The 16262-nt window shown below is 67.0% G+C and carries 16 protein-coding genes and 2 tRNA genes; 7 read left to right on the plus strand and 11 right to left on the minus strand.

Translation table 11 applies throughout. The features are described 5' to 3' along the window. Positions 1–59: 59 nt before the first annotated feature. Positions 60–557: a bacterioferritin gene (gene bfr / locus AC3A5T_RS07020; protein WP_487627966.1), complete on the plus strand. Its 498-nt coding sequence runs from the start codon at positions 60–62 to the stop codon at positions 555–557. Positions 558–820: 263 nt separating this feature from the next. On the opposite strand, the gene AC3A5T_RS07025 is transcribed toward bfr, so the two are convergent. Then, a complete protein-coding gene (locus AC3A5T_RS07025) occupies positions 821–1480 on the minus strand; it encodes a thiopurine S-methyltransferase (protein WP_487627967.1) in 660 nt (219 codons plus the stop codon). An 85-nt stretch (positions 1481–1565) separates the two neighbouring features. Continuing rightward, on the minus strand, positions 1566–3809 hold the full coding sequence (gene parC / locus AC3A5T_RS07030; protein ID WP_487627968.1) for a DNA topoisomerase IV subunit A: 2244 nt from the start codon (positions 3807–3809) through the stop codon (positions 1566–1568). A 206-nt stretch (positions 3810–4015) separates the two neighbouring features. Between parC and AC3A5T_RS07035 the strand changes: the two genes are divergently transcribed. Continuing rightward, positions 4016–4228 carry a hypothetical protein gene (locus AC3A5T_RS07035; protein WP_487627969.1) on the plus strand — a complete coding sequence of 71 codons (213 nt, stop codon included), beginning with the start codon at positions 4016–4018 and terminating at the stop codon, positions 4226–4228. Between the two features lie 167 nt (positions 4229–4395). Here the strand turns inward: AC3A5T_RS07035 and AC3A5T_RS07040 are convergent. The 3 genes from AC3A5T_RS07040 to AC3A5T_RS07050 form a co-directional block, all read right to left on the minus strand. Next, positions 4396–4482 (minus strand) — tRNA-Leu (locus tag AC3A5T_RS07040). 81 nt (positions 4483–4563) lie between these two features. Further along, positions 4564–4986, minus strand: coding sequence for a CopD family protein (locus AC3A5T_RS07045; RefSeq protein WP_487627970.1), 423 nt, complete (start codon positions 4984–4986; stop codon positions 4564–4566). A gap of 177 nt (positions 4987–5163) precedes the next feature. Continuing rightward, positions 5164–5250 (minus strand) — tRNA-Leu (locus AC3A5T_RS07050). Positions 5251–5362: 112 nt separating this feature from the next. On the opposite strand from AC3A5T_RS07050, the gene rnr reads away from it, so the two are divergent. From rnr to AC3A5T_RS07065, 3 genes are all read left to right on the plus strand, one after another. After that, positions 5363–7828 (plus strand): ribonuclease R, encoded by a 2466-nt coding sequence (rnr, locus tag AC3A5T_RS07055; protein WP_487627971.1) that lies wholly within the window; start codon positions 5363–5365, stop codon positions 7826–7828. A 107-nt stretch (positions 7829–7935) separates the two neighbouring features. Beyond that, the gene (gene rlmB / locus AC3A5T_RS07060; protein WP_332076776.1) at positions 7936–8700 is read left to right on the plus strand and encodes a 23S rRNA (guanosine(2251)-2'-O)-methyltransferase RlmB; all 765 of its coding nucleotides are present in this window, start codon (positions 7936–7938) and stop codon (positions 8698–8700) included. A gap of 67 nt (positions 8701–8767) precedes the next feature. Beyond that, a complete protein-coding gene (locus AC3A5T_RS07065; RefSeq protein ID WP_487627972.1) occupies positions 8768–9043 on the plus strand; it encodes a CBU_0592 family membrane protein in 276 nt (91 codons plus the stop codon). 282 nt (positions 9044–9325) lie between these two features. On the opposite strand, the gene AC3A5T_RS07070 is transcribed toward AC3A5T_RS07065, so the two are convergent. Then, complete coding sequence (locus AC3A5T_RS07070) at positions 9326–9694, minus strand: hypothetical protein (protein ID WP_487627973.1); 369 nt, start codon at positions 9692–9694, stop codon at positions 9326–9328. A 387-nt stretch (positions 9695–10081) separates the two neighbouring features. Here AC3A5T_RS07070 and sugE point away from each other — a divergent pair, with 387 nt between their 5' ends. Further along, on the plus strand, positions 10082–10396 hold the full coding sequence (gene sugE / locus AC3A5T_RS07075; protein WP_487627974.1) for a quaternary ammonium compound efflux SMR transporter SugE: 315 nt from the start codon (positions 10082–10084) through the stop codon (positions 10394–10396). 210 nt (positions 10397–10606) lie between these two features. After that, positions 10607–11737, plus strand: coding sequence for a metallophosphoesterase (locus AC3A5T_RS07080; protein WP_487627975.1), 1131 nt, complete (start codon positions 10607–10609; stop codon positions 11735–11737). 13 nt (positions 11738–11750) lie between these two features. On the opposite strand, the gene rnt is transcribed toward AC3A5T_RS07080, so the two are convergent. The 5 genes from rnt to pstC all read right to left on the minus strand — a co-directional run bounded on the left by rnt (position 11751) and on the right by pstC (position 16236). Then, entirely contained in the window at positions 11751–12425 is a 675-nt protein-coding gene (gene rnt / locus AC3A5T_RS07085) for a ribonuclease T (RefSeq protein ID WP_487627976.1), read from the minus strand. Positions 12426–12707: 282 nt separating this feature from the next. Next, the gene (phoU, locus tag AC3A5T_RS07090; protein ID WP_332076782.1) at positions 12708–13412 is read right to left on the minus strand and encodes a phosphate signaling complex protein PhoU; all 705 of its coding nucleotides are present in this window, start codon (positions 13410–13412) and stop codon (positions 12708–12710) included. A gap of 112 nt (positions 13413–13524) precedes the next feature. Next, positions 13525–14379: a phosphate ABC transporter ATP-binding protein PstB gene (pstB, locus tag AC3A5T_RS07095; protein WP_487627977.1), complete on the minus strand. Its 855-nt coding sequence runs from the start codon at positions 14377–14379 to the stop codon at positions 13525–13527. Further along, a complete protein-coding gene (gene pstA / locus AC3A5T_RS07100; protein ID WP_332076783.1) occupies positions 14372–15262 on the minus strand; it encodes a phosphate ABC transporter permease PstA in 891 nt (296 codons plus the stop codon). Before pstA ends, pstB begins: the two co-directional genes overlap by 8 nt. Beyond that, positions 15262–16236 carry a phosphate ABC transporter permease subunit PstC gene (pstC, locus tag AC3A5T_RS07105; RefSeq protein WP_332076784.1) on the minus strand — a complete coding sequence of 325 codons (975 nt, stop codon included), beginning with the start codon at positions 16234–16236 and terminating at the stop codon, positions 15262–15264. The genes pstA and pstC overlap by 1 nt, the downstream gene beginning before the upstream one ends. Positions 16237–16262 lie beyond the last annotated feature (26 nt).

The raw sequence follows: 16262 nt of genomic DNA on the forward strand, positions 1-16262 counted from the left end.
GATCATGCTTCACGGCGGCCCGGCATACTGCGCGCATTCCACGTGTTGCGAGCGCTGCCATGAAAGGACATCCCGAAGTCGTCGATTACCTGAAATTCCTGCTCCGCGGCGAGCTGGCGGCGCGCGACCAGTACTTCCTGCATTCGCGCCGTTACGAGGACCTGGGCCTGCACCAGCTCTACGCGCGCATCAACCACGAGATGGAAGAGGAAACCCAGCACGCCGACGCGCTGCTCAAGCGCATCCTGTTCCTGGAAGGCGTGCCGGACATGCGCCCCGACGCATTCGAGCCGGGCGTTACCGTCGAGGAGATGCTGCGCAAGGATCTCGACCTCGAATACCTCGTGCGCGACAACCTCGCCAAGGGCATCGTGTTGTGCGAGCAGCACAACGATTTCGTCAGTCGCGAAGTGCTGGTGACCCAGCTCGCCGATACCGAGGAAGACCACACCTACTGGCTGGAGAAGCAGCTGCGCCTGATCGGCATGATCGGCCTGGAGCGCTACCAGCAGAGCCGCATGGGCGCAGCGGAAGGCACGCACGCCGGCGTGGGTTGAGGTTAGCGCGGCGGGTTCGCCGCGTTTTTGGATTCTGGAAACGCCTGCGCGTGTCGTGGGCGTTTCTGTTTTTTGCGGATGAGAAGCAGCTGTTCGATCGATTCGAATCAGGCGTTTGCCCTCACCTCAACCCCTCTCCCAGGGGGAGAGGGGCTCGAATCTCGCGAGCGTCTGCTTTGAAGCCCCTTTCTCCTTGGGAGAGGGGTTGGGGTGAGGGCAGACGCCGAAGAAAACTCCGAACCGCACGCCGCCCCCAACCTGCATCACCCCCGCCGCACCATCCGGTACACAACCGTCGTCAACGCAGCCACCCCATCCGCAACGAACCCCGGCTCGTCCGCCAGAATGTCGCGCCGTTCGATCGCATCGATCCGCCAGTCGCGATCGAACAGCGCATGCACTTCGTCGGCCGCGACCGCGAACGGCGGCCCGGCTTTCTCCGCCTGCGGATACTCCAGCGTGACCAGCAGCCCGCGACATCCCGTCGGCAAGCGATGCCATGCCGTGGCCGTATAGGTGCGGCGCAGCGCGGGCGGCAGCGCGATCAGCGCCGCGCGGTCGTAGACGGCAGCACAGTCCGCGAGCACGGCGGCGTCCAGCGCGAACGCATCGCCGACGATCAGTTCGTAGGCACCTGCGGTGAAATGCACGCCGGCATCCGTTTCGTGGATGGCAGGTGCGAGTCCGCGCTCCTCGAAGAACTGGCGCACCGCCAGCTCCGACAGCTCGACACCGAGCACGCGATGGCTGCGCTCGGCAAGCCACACCATGTCGAGCGACTTGCCGCACAGCGGTACGAAGACGCGGGTATCCGGTGCGAGATCGAGCGCGGGCCAGTGCTTCAAGAGCAGTGGCAGCGGGGCGTTGCGGTGGAAGCCGATGCGGTTGTCGGACCAGCGTTCGTGCCAGAACTCGGGGTGCATGACGGCTCCAGGATTCGAACAGCGTCGCGATCGTGACGATCAGGCGCGCGCGGCGAAGGATCGCCGCGACGCACCTGTGGCGACATCATTCGACGTCGAGCCCCTCGACCTTCTGCCAACCGCGCGGCAACAGCCCGCCACGCGACGCGCGGGCGCCGATGTAGGCGTCGAGCTCCTTGAACGACAGCGTCATCGTGCGCGCACCCGAGCGCACCAGCAGCGAACTGCCCGGCGCGACGACGGCGAGCGCGACCACCTGCTCCGTGCCGCGCTTGGCCTTCGGGATCTCGATGATCTTGTTGCCTTTGCCCTTGTCGAGTTCCGGCAGCTCGGCGACCGGGAACACCAGCAGATGGCCGGCGCTGGTCACCACGACCAGACGGTCGGCGTCGACGGCGCGCACGGCGGCCGGCTGCAGCACCGTCGAACCCGGCGACAGCGACAGCATCGCCTTGCCCGCCTTCTGCCGGCCGGTGAGGTTCTCGAAGCGGGTCACGAAGCCGTAGCCGTGCGAAGACGCGACGACGAAGCGCGCATCGGTTTCGCCCGCCACGACCGCCTGGAACGACGCGCCCGCAGCCGGCGAGAAACGGCCGGTCAGCGGCTCGCCGTTGCCCCGCGCGCTGGGGAGCGAATGCGCGACCGTGGAATAGCTGCGGCCGGTCGAGTCGAGGAACGCGACCTGCTGCGTGGTGCGACCACGCGCGAACGCGAGCAGGCTGTCACCGTCGCGATAGTTCATGCCGGCCGGGTCCACGTCGTGACCCTTGGCCGCGCGCACCCAGCCCTTCTCGCTGACGACGATCGTCACCGGCTCGCTCGGCACCAGATCGCTTTCGTCGAGCGCCTGCGCGGCGCCGCGTGCGACCAGCGGCGAACGACGCGCATCGCCGTACTTCTTCGCATCGGCCTGCAGCTCGTCCTTGATCAACTTCTTCAGCTTGGTCTTGCTGTCGAGCGTGGACATCAGGCGATCGCGCTCGCTTTCCAGCTCGGCCTGTTCGCCGCGGATCTTCATCTCCTCCAGGCGCGCGAGCTGGCGCAGACGCGTTTCGAGGATGTAGTCGACCTGCTCGTCGCTGAGTTCGAACCGCGCCTGCAGCACGGCGCGCGGCTCGTCCTCGGTGCGGATGATGTGGATCACTTCGTCGAGATTGAGGAACGCGACCAGCAAGCCATCGAGCAGGTGGAGGCGACGCTCGACCTTGTCGAGGCGATGGGTCAGGCGCCGGGTCACGGTGGTGGCGCGGAACTGCAGCCATTCCGACAGCAGCATCTTCAGGTTCTTGACCTGCGGACGGCCGTCGAGCCCGATGACATTGAGATTGACGCGGTAGCTCTTCTCCAGATCGGTGGTCGCGAACAGATGGCCCATCAGCTGTTCGGCGTCGACGCGGTTGGAGCGCGGAATCAGCACCACGCGCACCGGGTTGGCGTGATCGGATTCGTCGCGGATGTCTTCCAGCCACGGCAGCTTCTTGGCGCGCATCTGGGCGGCGATCTGCTCGATCACCTTGCTCGGGCTGACCTGGTGCGGCAGCGCGGTGATGACGATATGGGTGTGTTCCTTCTCGAACGTCGCACGCGCGCGCACGCTGCCGTGGCCGGTCTCGTACATCTGCAGCAGGTCGGCCGAAGGCGTGATGATTTCGGCGCTGGTCGGATAGTCCGGGCCGCGCACGTGTTCACACAGGTCGCGCACGGTCGCATCGGGATCGTCGAGCAGGCGCAGACAGGCGCTGACGATCTCGTTGACGTTGTGCGGCGGCACGTCGGTGGCCATGCCGACCGCGATGCCGGTGGTGCCGTTGAGCAGCAGATGCGGCAGGCGCGCCGGCAGCCACGAGGGCTCCTGCATCGTGCCGTCGAAGTTGTCGGTCCAGTCGACGGTGCCGTGGCCGAGTTCGGCCAGCAGCATCTCCGCGATCGGCGTCATCTTCGATTCGGTGTAACGCATCGCCGCGAAGGATTTCGGGTCGTCGCTGGAACCGAAGTTGCCCTGGCCGTCGATCAGCGGATAGCGGTACGAGAACGGCTGCGCCATCAGCACCAGCGCCTCGTAGCACGCGCTGTCGCCATGCGGATGGTATTTGCCGATCACGTCGCCGACGGTGCGCGCGGATTTCTTCGGCTTCGCCGCCGCGCCCAGGCCCAGTTCGCTCATGGCGTAGATGATGCGGCGCTGCACCGGCTTGAGGCCGTCGCCGATGAACGGCAGCGCGCGGTCGAGCACCACGTACATCGAGTAGTCGAGGTAGGCGCGCTCGGCGAACTCGCGCAGCGGCAGCTGCTCGAAGCCATGGAAGGGGGTGCGGACGGACTCGGTCATCGGGACAGCATCTACGGCGGAACCGGGATTTTAGCGGCTGGTGGTCGCAGGTGCTGTGTTGCGATCTGTCGTGGGCCCAAGGGCGGCGATGCGGCCGCGTCGGACTTTCGCATCGCCGGGCCTCGCTGGGCTGGACGCCCGCGGCATCACGCGCGTCCGCGCACCGGCTGCGCACACTGGGCGCCATTTCCCGCGGAGCGACGACGATGACCCAGGCACACACGCCCGACACCACACGTGGCCCACTGGAAAAAGAACGGGCGCCCGATGGCCCGAAGACGCCGGGCGAATCGTCCGAGAAGCGCGACCAGGACCAGCGCAACGATCCGGAATCGATGCCGGGTGCACTCGAAGGCAACCCGACCCGGCGCAGCGGCGACGGCACGCCGGACGACCCCGACAACCGCAAGCGCGACTGAGGCTGCACTCGCTGCGCCTGCAGCGTGCGCGGTTCGGACGCGCCGTCGCGCAGGAAACCGGGCGATGCCGGCACGACAGTCCGTCAGTTCGACGCAGTAGACGACAGGCACAAAAAAACCCGCGATTGCGGGTTTGATGTTCACGGCTGGTAAGGCTGTGATGACCTTGGTGCCCGGGAGAGGACTCGAACCTCCACGGAGTTGCCCCCGCTAGCACCTGAAGCTAGTGCGTCTACCAATTCCGCCACCCGGGCAGGTCAGGTCGACAATTCTGGGGCGCAGCCCGTCGGCTGTCAATGCGATGCAGGCCGAAGTCGACACCGCAGCCGCGCGCGTCAGACCGGTTTTGTCAGCGCCAGCAGCACGATGGTCAGGCCCGTCACGAAGACCAGCGGCGCGGAGAACCGCAACAGGGCAGGCGGCGTCGGCGGCGGTTCGACGCGCGCCATCTGGTGCAGCGTGCGGCTCAGCCAGCCGTGCAGGACCACCAGCGCGCACACGAGCGCCAGTTTGATCCGCAGCCAGGACATCACCAGCCAGCCGGCCTGCAGCGCGATCGTCAGGCCCGCGGCCAGTGTCGCCAGCATCGCGGCCGAGGTGACCCAGCGGTTCCAGGTACGCAGGTTCGCGAGCAGCGAGCGCCCGCCGGGCGAGACCAGCACGTCGTGGAGGGCGACCGCGATGCCGCTGCCGACCATGCCGGTGAGCCACGTCGCCGCGGCCATGAAGTGGAGCAGCTTGAGCGTCGGGTAGTCCACACAACGCTCCGGAAGACGGGCCCGGCCATCGCGGCGGGCGGCAGACGCGTAGCGTAGCCGGTCGCGGGGATCTGGCGGCGCACGCGCGAACGCGGGCGGGGCTGCAGGAATCGACGGGCACAAAAAAACCCGCGATTGCGGGTTTGATGTTCACGGCTGGTAAGGCTGTGATGACCTTGGTGCCCGGGAGAGGACTCGAACCTCCACGGAGTTGCCCCCGCTAGCACCTGAAGCTAGTGCGTCTACCAATTCCGCCACCCGGGCAGGTCAGGGCGCGTATGTTGTCGATGCCCCCGGCGCTTGTCAACGGGATTCTGAAACAACGTCCGCGACGCTTCGACGCCGGCCTCGCGGGCGAGCCTGTACCATCGCGGCAATGGCTAAACCTCCCAGCAAGCGCGGCAGCAGCCGCGGAACGCCCGGGCCCGCGTCACAGGGGGCCGGCAAGCGCGGCACCTCCGGTCCGGCCCGCCCCACATCGCCCAGCAACCGCAAGGATGCCTTGCCGCCGTGGATGCCCGATCCGGGCCTGCAGCGCGCCCTGCGCACCGGCGGCCCGACCAGACCGGCGTCGCCGGACCGTCCGCCTGCCGCGCGCGGCGGCCGCTTCGAAGACCCGCATGCGAACCGCGAGGCGGCGCGCTACGCCAATCCGATCGCGAGTCGCGAGGCGATCCTGCAGCTGCTCGTCGATGCCGACGGCCCGATGACGCTCGACGAGCTCGCGCTCAAGCTCGCGCTCACCGAACCTGATCGCGCCGATGCCCTCGGCAAGCGCGTGGCGGCAATGCTGCGCGAAGGCCAGTTGCTGCAGAACCGTCGCGGCGGTCTGGTGCCGGCCAAGCGCATGGACCTGATCCCGGGCACGGTGATCGCCAATCCGGAAGGTTTCGGTTTCCTGCGGCCGGATTCGGGCGCCGGCGAAGACCTGTTCCTGCCGCCGACCGAGATGCGCAAGGTCATGCACGGCGATCGCGTGCTCGCCAGCCTGACCAATGTCGACGCGCGCGGCCGCCGCGCCGGCGTCGTCGTCGAAGTGCTCGAACGCCGCACGACGCGCCTGATGGGTCGCTTCTCGGTCGAGCACGGCATCAGCTACGTGGTGCCCGACGATCGCCGCATCCAGCGCAACATCCAGATCCCGGTGGACGCCCGCCAGGACGCGCAGCACGGCCAGCTGGTGGTCTGCGAGATCACCGCGCCGGGCGATTCTCACCGTCCGCCGATCGGCCGCGTGCTGACCGTGCTGGGCGATGTGCTCAAGCCGTCGCTGGTGGTCGAAGCCGCGATCCACGGCCACAACCTGCCGCACGAGTTCTCGCAGGATGTGCTCGACGAAGCCGCCGCGGTGCCGGTGGACGTGGAAGAACGCATGGTCGGCGGCCGCGTCGATCTGCGCACGCTCCCCCTTGTGACGATCGACGGTGAGGACGCCAAAGATTTCGACGACGCGGTGTACTGCGAACCCAACCGCGACGGTTTCCGCCTCGTGGTCGCGATCGCCGACGTGTCGAACTACGTGCGGCCCGGCACGCCGCTCGACGACGAAGCCCAGTTGCGCGCGACCAGCGTGTATTTCCCCGGTTTCGTCGTGCCGATGCTGCCCGAGACGCTGTCCAACGGCATCTGCTCGCTGAAGCCGAAGGTCGACCGCATGTGCTTCGTCTGCGACATGCAGGTGCTGCGCGACGGCACGGTGTCGGAATCGAAGTTCTACGAAGCGGTGATGCATTCACACGCGCGCCTGACCTATACCCAGGTGTGGAAGGCGGTCGGCGAACTCGACGAGGACACGCGCGCCGCGATCAAGCCGGTGCTGCCGCAGGTCGAACGCCTGCACCAGCTCTACGCCGTGCTGGCCAAGGCGCGCGCCAAGCGTGGCGCGATCGAATTCGAATCGTCCGAAGTGCGGTTCGTGCTCGACAACACCGGCGAAGTCACCCAGGCCGGCATGCTCCAGCGCAACGATGCGCACAAGCTGATCGAGGAATGCATGATCGCGGCGAACGTGGAGGCCGCGCGCTTCCTGCTCGAAGCCGGCATTCCCGCGCCGTACCGCGTGCACGACAAGCCGCCGGAGGCGAAGTACGCCGACCTGCTGGAGTTCCTCAAAGAGTTCTCGCTGCGTCTGCCGCCGTGGTCGAAGGTACAGCCCAAGGATTTCACCGTCCTGCTGAAGAAGATCCGCGAGCGCCCCGACGCGACCCTTCTCGAATCGGTGCTGCTGCGCAGCCAGAGCCAGGCCGTCTACACGCCCGAGAACATCGGCCATTTCGGCCTGGCGCTGGCGTCGTATGCGCATTTCACCTCGCCGATCCGCCGTTATCCCGATCTGCTGGTGCACCGTGCGATCAAGCACGTGCTGTCGGGGCAGCCGCTGGCGAAGTTCATGTACACGCCGCGGCTGATGGAGAGCCTGTCGCTGCAATGTTCGGAACGCTCGCGACGCGCGGACGAAGCCGAACGCGAAGTCGACGAGCGCTATCGCGCCGCGTGGATGGAGCAACACGTCGGCGGCCAGTTCGACGGTGTCATCAGCGGCGTGACCAGCTTCGGCCTGTTCGTCGAACTGGACCAGTCCAAGGTCAATGGTCTGGTCCACGTGACCCAGTTGCCGAACGACTTCTACAGCTTCGATCCGATCCGCCGGATGCTCAACGGCCAGCGCGCCGGGCGGCAGTATCGCCTCGGCGACCGGGTGCGGATCATCGTGCTCAAGGCCAGTCTGGAAGACCGCAAGATCGACTTCCGTCTGGTCGATCCGGATTCGAAGGTGCAGGGCGGTCCAAAGCCGCCGCCGCCACGCGGCAAGCCGGCCAAGCGCGAGAAGCAGCCGTACTGATCGGGCCGTTTCGCTAGAATGGCCTGTGTTCGCGGGGCCGGCGCGCAGGTGTCGGCCCCGTCGATGTTTCCAGGCTCCCGTATGTCCTTCTTCGAATTCCCAGCACCATGACCAACAAGCAGAACCAGTGGATCGTCGGCATCAATGCCGTGGCCGCGGCCGTCGAACACGACGCCGACAACGTGCGCGAGGTGCTGCTGGAAGCGGGCGCGAAGAATCCGCGCATCGTCGAGATCGAATCGGCCGCGCGCCGCCGTGACATCGACGTGCGCCGGGTCAACCAGCAGGCGCTCGACGGCGTCGCCGGTGGCCTGCGCCACCAGGGCGCGGTCGCGCGCTACGCCGCGGCGAAGACCTGGGACGAGAACGAACTCGAAGGCCTGGTCGAGGCCGCCGAAGGCAAGGCGTTGCTGCTGGTGCTCGACGGCGTGCAGGATCCGCACAACCTCGGCGCCTGTCTGCGCAGCGCGGCGGCGGCGGGTGTCACTGCAGTGGTGATTCCCAAGGACAAGGCCGTGCAGGTCAACGCAACCGTGCGCAAGACGTCGGCCGGCGCGGCGGACAGCATTCCGGTGGTCCGCGTGACCAATCTCTCGCGCACGCTGCGCGATCTGCAGAAGCTGGGCGTGTGGATCTACGGCCTGGCCGGCGAAGCCACCGCGACGCTGTATGCGACCGATCTGCGCGGCAACGTCGCGTTGGTACTGGGCGGCGAAGCCGACGGCCTGCGTCGCCTGACCCGCGAGCATTGCGACGGTCTGGTGACGATTCCGATGCCGGGCGGCGACGCGCTGGGCGGCGTCGAGAGCCTCAACGTTTCGGTCGCCGCCGGTGTGACCCTGTTCGAGGCCGTGCGCCAGCGCCTGGCGTGAATCCGCGGCTTGCCGCGGCCGGGTGATCGGCGGAAGATGCGCCGAACCTCGTCTCGTGGAGTACGCGATGGATCTGCAATGGCACCAGTGGTGCGGCATCGTCGGTGCGTTTCTCGTCGTGCTCGCGTACTTCCTGCTGCAGGTCACCCGGTTCTCCGGCGCGGGCCTGCCGTATCTGCTGCTGAACCTGTTCGGTGCCATTGGTATGGCGGTGTCGCTGTATGGCGCTTTCAGCATGCCGGTGTTGATCATGCAGTTGGCGTGGATCGCGATCAGCCTGTTCGGAATCATACGGACGTTGGGTGCGCGGGGACGGATGCGCTCTGGCGTTTCGTCGAGGTAAATCGTCCCTTCGATGGGCGCTGCGGCGTGGCGTGTCTGCGTTCCTCTGGACACGCGCGCTGAAGTGCAGGGCTTTCGCCCGCTGCGCGTGCGAGTCCCTTTTGGATGGACCCAAAAGGAACCAAAAGGTCCCTTCGCCGGACGCGAGCCGGCACGGCTACGCCGAGCCGGTTCCCTCCGCTCCTCGCCTGACGCGGCACGCAGCCCAAACTCGCTGCGCTCAGACATGGGCTGCTCTTCGGCCACGCCAGGCTCCGGTGCTCGGCTCGCTCTACGGCTCGATTCAGATCAAAAGCCGAAGCCGAAGCAGAAGCTGAAACAGAGCGAAAGCCTTTAACGTCGAGCCAAGCCGAGCCGAAGCGAAGAAGGTGAGGCCAAGTGATACGCCGTCACGCAGGGTGGTCAGCAGGCGAGCAAACACCTTGCATTTCAGAGGTCGCGTGTTGCGGTCACGCGCGGCTGAGCTTCCGTAGAAGCGCGCCGTCGCGCAGAAGCGCATCCAAGAAAAGCCGATCTCGTCATGCCCGTGAAGGCGGGCATCCATGGATGATGCTGCTCGCTTTGGTTGTTGCGGCTGCTGCTCCTTTTCTGCCCGCTCTTGCTGTTGCTGTTGCTCTTGATCTCGAATCGAGCCGTAAAGCGAGCCGAGCATCGCAGGGCGGCGGGGTCGGAGAGCAGCCCATGTCTGAGCGCAGCGAGTTTGGGCTGCGTGCCCCGTCGTCCGAGAAGCGCAGGGAACCGGCACGGCGTAGCCGTGTCGGATCGCGTCCGGCGAAGACGGTTTTGCTTACTTTTGCCAAGACAAAAGTAAGCCGCGCAACAGCGCGGAAGCTTTGCACTTCCTAGAGCACCCACTGCGCAAGTCCGGCGAAAGCCGGCAGGCTCTCCCGTCGAAAGCGCCACACACCGCGGGTTACACCCCGGTAATCCGAGCCCCTAACCCACCAGCGATAATCACTCCACACCAGGAAGGGGGGACGACCCCGCCACTCCATTCCACATCCGGGGACGGCCCCATCGCAACGATGGAGGCATTCCCATGTCCTGGATCATTCTCGTGCTCGCCGGCCTGTTCGAAATCGGCTGGGCGATCGGACTGAAATACACCGAAGGTTTCACGAAGCTCTGGCCCACGGTCGGCACCGTCGCCGCGATGGCGATCAGCGTCGGTCTGCTGGGCATCGCAATGCGCGATCTGCCGGTCGGCACGGCCTATGCGATCTGGGTCGGGATCGGTGCGGTCGGCACGGTGACTCTCGGCATGGTGCTGATGGGCGATGCCGCGAGTCCGGGGCGGCTGGTCAGTCTCGGCCTGATCATCGCCGGCATCATCGGACTGAAGCTCGCGAGCTGAGTCTGCAGCGCGCGCGTTGCGAGCGCGGCGCGCAGTGCGCATGGAGGGCGCATGCGCGTGCTCGCTTCCACGCTGGCGCGCATCATTCCCCGACGAATCTGGACGCCGGTTCAGGAGAGCGCTGGCGCGCGCACTGCGCATCGCCGACCATGGCCGACCCCACGTCGGTCCGTCGCGTACGGACCGCTTCTCACTGTCCCGGGAAAGCCTGTGCTGAGTGTCGTCGCGATCGTGCTTGCGTCCTATCTGGTCCTGCGTGTGGTGTTTCCGTTGCGTCTGCCGTGGCCGGTGCGCGCGGGACTCGCGGTGCTGGTCTACGGGCTGGCCCTGCACCATCGCATCGTCGCGCGTTTCGCCGGCAGCATGGCGTCGCCGGAGCTGCCGAAGCTGGTCATCGCCGCGCTCGGCACGGGCTTCATCGCGCTGTTGCTGACGGCGTTGTTCGTGTTGCTGCTCGACGTGGTGACGCTGATGCTCTGGGCGCTGCGTCGGCGCGGCGCGCTCGCGACGTTGCGTGGCCCGTGGCTGCGGCCGGGGGCGGCGGTACTGGCGTTGCTGCTGTCGGCCTACGGCACGTGGCAGGCGATGGTGGTGCCGCAGGTGCGGCAGATCGAGGTGCCGATCGCAGGCCTGCCGCAGGCCTTCGACGGCTATCGTGTGCTGCAGCTGACCGACATCCACGCCAGCCGACTGCTGACCGGCGACTGGGTCGCCGGCGTGGTCGTCGCCTCCAATGCGCAGCAGGCGGACCTGATCGTGATCACCGGCGATCTCGTCGACGGCAGCGTGACCGCGCGTGCGAATGACGTGCGCCCGCTCGCGGATCTGCGTGCGCCGGACGGCGTCATCGCGATCACCGGCAATCACGAGTATTACGGCGCGTACCGGGACTGGATGGACGCGTTCCGCGCGATGGGCATGGCGGTGCTGGAGAACGCGCACGTCCGTGTCGAACGCGACGGCGCGGCGCTGACGATCGCCGGCGTCACCGATCCCGTCGCCGCGCGCTATGGGCAGGTGCTGCCGGACATCGATGCCGCGATCGCCGGCGCCGATCCGCAGGCGCCAATCGTGTTGCTCGACCATCGCCCGGTCGAAGCCCGCGAGAACGCGAAGCGTGGCGTCGTGCTGCAGCTCTCGGGACACACGCACGGCGGCCACATCGTCGGCATGGACCGGCTGGTGGCGCGCGCGAACGGCGGCTTCGTGTCCGGTCTGTATCCGGTCGACGGCATGCAGCTCTACGTCAGCAACGGCGCCGGTCTATGGCCCGGCTTCGCGACGCGGATCGGCGTGCCGTCCGAGATCACGGTGCTCACCCTGCGCCGCGCGGAGGGCTGAGCGGCGTGCGGACTCAGTCTGCGGCCGCAGCCGGCGCCGCCGTCTTCGGCCATGCGTTGGCGATCCGGCAGAACAGCTGCGCAGTCAGCGTGGTGTCGTAGAGCGCGGAATGCGCCTGCGCCTGGTCCCATTGCAGGCCCGCCGCCTGCACTGCGCGCGCGAGCACCGTCTGCCCGTAGGCGACGCCGGCGAGCGTCACGGTGTCGAACACGCTGAAGGGATGGAACGGGTTGCGCTTGTGCTGCGTACGCGCGACGGCGGCGTTGATGAAGCCCAGATCGAAATGCGCGTTGTGCCCGACCAGGATCGCGCGCTGGCACTCGTGGTGACGCACCGCATTGCGCACGTGGTTGAAGATGTGGTCCAGCGCATCGCGCTCGGGCTTCGCGAACCGGAACGGATGGTGGATGTCGATGCCGGTGACTTCCAGCGACTGCGGATCGATGTGCGTACCGTCCGCTGGCTCGACGTGCGCGTGCACCGGCGCACCGGGCACGAGGTTGCCGTCCTCGTCGATGTTCAGCGGGATGGCGGCGATTTCCAGCAGCGCATGACGCCGCGATTCGAAACCGCCGGTTTCGACGTCGACGACCACCGGCAGAAAGCCGCGGAACCGGCGGGACATGGGGAGATGGGGCGACGCGGCATCGTCGGTCGATGCGGAGGCGGGTACTGCGGCTTCACTCATGCGTGCAAGCCTAGCAGAGCCGGATGATCGGGCCGGGTGCATGGGGCCCGACGCGTTGCTGAAGATTCGTTTCCAGCGCAGTGGCACGCGACCGTGCGCGGCAGAAGCTCGCCTGCTGCAGGTCGTTCTTGTGGGTTGAACAGCGCTGGAAACGCGGCGAAGCGTGAGGCGACTTCGGAGACGGGCGGTCATGGGGGCGTCCGCCCACCCCAAACCCCACGCCGCGCCCCGGCCCGACCGGCGCCGTCCGCATCGCGGACGGCACGCATCAACGCATCGAGATCAGCTCACCGTATTGGTGAAATCCCGCTTGTCTCGCGGCGGCAGGGGCTCGTCGCCCTTGACCATGAACCAGATGTTCTCGGCAATGTTGGTCGCGTGGTCGCCGATGCGTTCGATGTTCTTGGCCATGAACAGCAGGTGCGTGCAGGGCGTGATCGCGCGCGGGTCTTCCATCATGTACGTCAGCAGCTCGCGGAACAGGCCGGTGTAGACGGTGTCGATCTCCGCGTCCTGCGCCCGCACGCGCTGCGCCGCCGCCGGATCGCTGTCGCGGAACGCGACGAGGACTTCGCGCATCTGCCGCACCGCGAGTTCGCCGAGCACCGTCAGGCCGCGCGTGTAGGGCAGCGGCGGCGCGAGGTTCAGCGCGGTCGAGCGCTTGGCGACGTTCGCGGCGTAGTCGCCCACGCGTTCGATGTCGGCGGCAATGCGCAGGGCGGAGAGAATCTCGCGCAGGTCGCGTGCCATCGGGCCACGCAGCGCCAGCTTCATGACGTCCTGGCTGACCTCGTGCTCCAGCGCGTCGATCGCCTCGTCGTTGGCGATGATGCGCTCGGCGGCCTTGTCGTCGCGGCGTTCCACGACGTCCAGCGCCGATTCCAGCTGCGCGGCGGCCATCTCGCCCATGCGCAGGATCTCGTTGGTCAGACGGCTGCGCTCTTCGTCATAGCTCTTGACGATGTGGTCGTTCAGTTGGTTGGGCATGGTGGGGAACCTGGAAGAGTGGCGACGATGTGCGAGTGGAGCTTGGGTCAACTGCGAACCGGCAGATTGCGCCCGTCCGGCCACGCGGCAATGCCGCGCAAGCCGGCCTGCGTCAGCCGAAGCGACCGGTGATGTAGTCCTCGGTCTGCTGCTTCGCGGGATTGGAGAAGATCGTCTCGGTGGTGTCGTGTTCGATCAGATCGCCCAGATACATGAAGGCGGTGAAGTCGGAGACGCGCGCCGCCTGCTGCATGTTGTGGGTCACGATGACGATCGTGTAGTCGACCTTGAGTTCCTCGACCAGCTGCTCGATGCGGCTGGTGGAGATCGGATCGAGCGCCGACGTCGGTTCGTCGAGCAGCAGCACGTCCGGGCGCAGGGCGACGGCGCGTGCGATGCACAGGCGCTGCTGCTGGCCGCCGGACAGGCCCAGTGCGTTCTGGTTGAGCTTGTCCTTGACCTCGGTCCACAGCGCGGCCTGGGTCAGCGCCTGCTCGACGCGGACGTTGAGCTCGGCCTTCGACAGCTTCTCGTGGTGGCGGATCGCGTAGGCGACGTTCTCGAAGATCGTCATCGGGAACGGCACCGGCTTCTGGAACACCATGCCGACCTTCGAACGCAGACGGTTCATCGGGTATTTCGGCGCGAGGATGTTCTCGCCGTCGAGCAGCAGTTCGCCGCTGGCGGTCATCTTCGGATACAGCGCGTAGATGCGGTTGAAGATGCGCAGCAGCGTCGACTTGCCGCAGCCCGACGGACCGATCAGCGCGGTCACGCGCTTTTCGGGAATCTCCAGCTCGATGTTCTTGAGCGCATGGAAATCGCCGTAGTGGAAGTTCAGCCCGCGCGCGGCGATCTTGACCGGCGTCGGCGCCAGTTGCGTGCGCGCGTGCGTCGCGAGCTGGATGCGCTGCGACGGAGCGGTGTGGAGGTCGTTCATGGACGGGTCCAGGCTGAGATTAGTCATGGGTGATCTTGTTGCGCAGCAAAATGGCGCGGGCGCCCAGGCTGACCAGCAACACGAAACAGGTGAGCACCAGCGCGCCGGCCCAGGCCAGCTGCTGCCAGGACTCGTAGGGGCTGCCGGCGTACTGGTACATCACCACCGGCACGCTCGCCATCGGCTGCATGATGTTGTTGTTCCAGTACTGGTTGCCGAACGCGGTGAACAGCAACGGTGCGGTTTCGCCGGAGATGCGCGCCAGCGCGAGCAGCACACCGGTGACGATGCCGGCCGATGCGCTGCGATAGAGCACCTGCACCACGACCTTCCACTGCGGCACGCCGAGCGACAGCGCGGCTTCGCGCATCTGCGTAGGCACCAGCTGCAGCATTTCGTCGGTCGTGCGCACGACCACCGGCAACACGATGAAGGCCAGGGCGATCGAGCCGGCCAGCGCCGAGAAACGGCCGCCTGTGGTCATCACGAACGCGGTGTAGACGAACAGGCCCAGCACGATCGACGGCGCCGACAGCAGGATGTCGTTGATGAACCGCACGACGATGCCGGCCTTGCGGGCGCGGCCGAACTCGGAGAGCCACGTGCCGGCGGCAACGCCGAGCGGCGTGCCGATCGCGATCGCCAGGCCGCACATCACCGCGCTGCCGAAGAAGGCGTTGAGCAGACCGCCCTCGACCATCGGCGGCGGGGTCATCTGGGTGAACAGTGCGGGGTTGATGCCGCCGGCGGCCTTGGACACCAGCGTCCACAGGATCCAGCCGAGGAAGAACAGGCCGAATGCGGCCGTCAGGCAGCCCATGAAGACCGCGATGCCGTTCTGCAGGCGACGGCGCGCGTACAGGCGGTCGGCAACCTGGCGCTCGCGTTCGGTGACGGTGGCGACGGCCATTACTTGCCCTCCTTGCGGGCCAGCTGCATCAGCATCAGGCGGGCGATGGCCAGCACGACGAAGGTCACGATGAAGAGCACGAAACCGAGCAGCAGCAGCGCCGAACGGTAGGTCTCGGTGGCTTCACCGAAGTCGTTCGCGATCAGCGCGGCGATGGTGGTGCCGGGCTCGAGCAGCGACGGGGTCAGGCGCACCGAATTGCCGATCACGAATGCGACGGCCATCGTCTCGCCGAGTGCACGGCCGAGGCCGAGAAACACGCCGCCGATCACCGCCGAGCGCGTGTAGGGCAGCACGATGTCCCAGCTGACTTCCCACTTCGTCGCGCCGAGCGCGTAGGCCGATTCCTTCAGGCGCGTGGGCACCGTCAGGAACACTTCGCGCATGACCGCTGAAATGAAGGGAATGACCATGATCGCGAGCACGAAACCGGCGGTCAGCGTGCCGATGCCCAGCGGCGGACCGCGGAACAGCGCGCCCAGATACGGCACCTCGCCGAGCGTGTCGTTGAGCCACGGCGTGATGTAGGTGGTCATCACCGGCACGAGCACGAACAGGCCCCACATGCCGTAGATGATCGAGGGAATGCCCGCGAGCAGTTCGATCGCGGTGCCGACCGGCCCGCGCAGCCAGCGCGGCGCGACCTCGGTCAGGAAGAAGGCGATGCCGAAACTCACCGGCACGGCGATGATCATCGCGATCAGCGCGGTGACGATGGTGCCGACGATCGGCGCGAGTGCGCCGTAGCGGTTCTCGACCGGATTCCAGTCGGCGGTGGTGAAGAACGACAGGCCCTGCGAGGAGAGGGCATCGCGACCGCCCCAGAGCATCGACAACGCGGCGCCGGCGAGCGCCAGCATCACGAAGACGACGGTGGCGGTCAGGACGATCTTGAACAGACGGTCGGCACGCGCATCGCGGATGTCGCGTTTGCTCGGAGCAGGTGGCGCGGCGTGAAGGGTGGCGGCGTTCATGGGGAGTCCGGAGGAGGAGAGCCGCG

It is taken from the genome of Luteimonas sp. Soil_C_16 (assembly GCF_057657295.1).

Bases quoted from the DNA above. Each gene is read 5' to 3' on its own strand.
- rlmB (WP_332076776.1), top strand. From the start codon at position 7,936: ATGACCAACAAGCAGAACCAGTGGATCGTCGGCATCAATGCCGTGGCC.
- phoU (WP_332076782.1), bottom strand. From the start codon at position 13,412: ATGCCCAACCAACTGAACGACCACATCGTCAAGAGCTATGACGAAGAG.
- bfr (WP_487627966.1), top strand. From the start codon at position 60: ATGAAAGGACATCCCGAAGTCGTCGATTACCTGAAATTCCTGCTCCGC.
- pstA (WP_332076783.1), bottom strand. From the start codon at position 15,262: ATGGCCGTCGCCACCGTCACCGAACGCGAGCGCCAGGTTGCCGACCGC.
- rnt (WP_487627976.1), bottom strand. From the start codon at position 12,425: ATGAGTGAAGCCGCAGTACCCGCCTCCGCATCGACCGACGATGCCGCG.
- pstB (WP_487627977.1), bottom strand. From the start codon at position 14,379: ATGACTAATCTCAGCCTGGACCCGTCCATGAACGACCTCCACACCGCT.
- parC (WP_487627968.1), bottom strand. From the start codon at position 3,809: ATGACCGAGTCCGTCCGCACCCCCTTCCATGGCTTCGAGCAGCTGCCG.
- AC3A5T_RS07070 (WP_487627973.1), bottom strand. From the start codon at position 9,694: ATGCTCGGCTCGCTTTACGGCTCGATTCGAGATCAAGAGCAACAGCAA.
- pstC (WP_332076784.1), bottom strand. From the start codon at position 16,236: ATGAACGCCGCCACCCTTCACGCCGCGCCACCTGCTCCGAGCAAACGC.
- AC3A5T_RS07065 (WP_487627972.1), top strand. From the start codon at position 8,768: ATGGATCTGCAATGGCACCAGTGGTGCGGCATCGTCGGTGCGTTTCTC.
- AC3A5T_RS07035 (WP_487627969.1), top strand. From the start codon at position 4,016: ATGACCCAGGCACACACGCCCGACACCACACGTGGCCCACTGGAAAAA.
- sugE (WP_487627974.1), top strand. From the start codon at position 10,082: ATGTCCTGGATCATTCTCGTGCTCGCCGGCCTGTTCGAAATCGGCTGG.
- AC3A5T_RS07025 (WP_487627967.1), bottom strand. From the start codon at position 1,480: ATGCACCCCGAGTTCTGGCACGAACGCTGGTCCGACAACCGCATCGGC.
- rnr (WP_487627971.1), top strand. From the start codon at position 5,363: ATGGCTAAACCTCCCAGCAAGCGCGGCAGCAGCCGCGGAACGCCCGGG.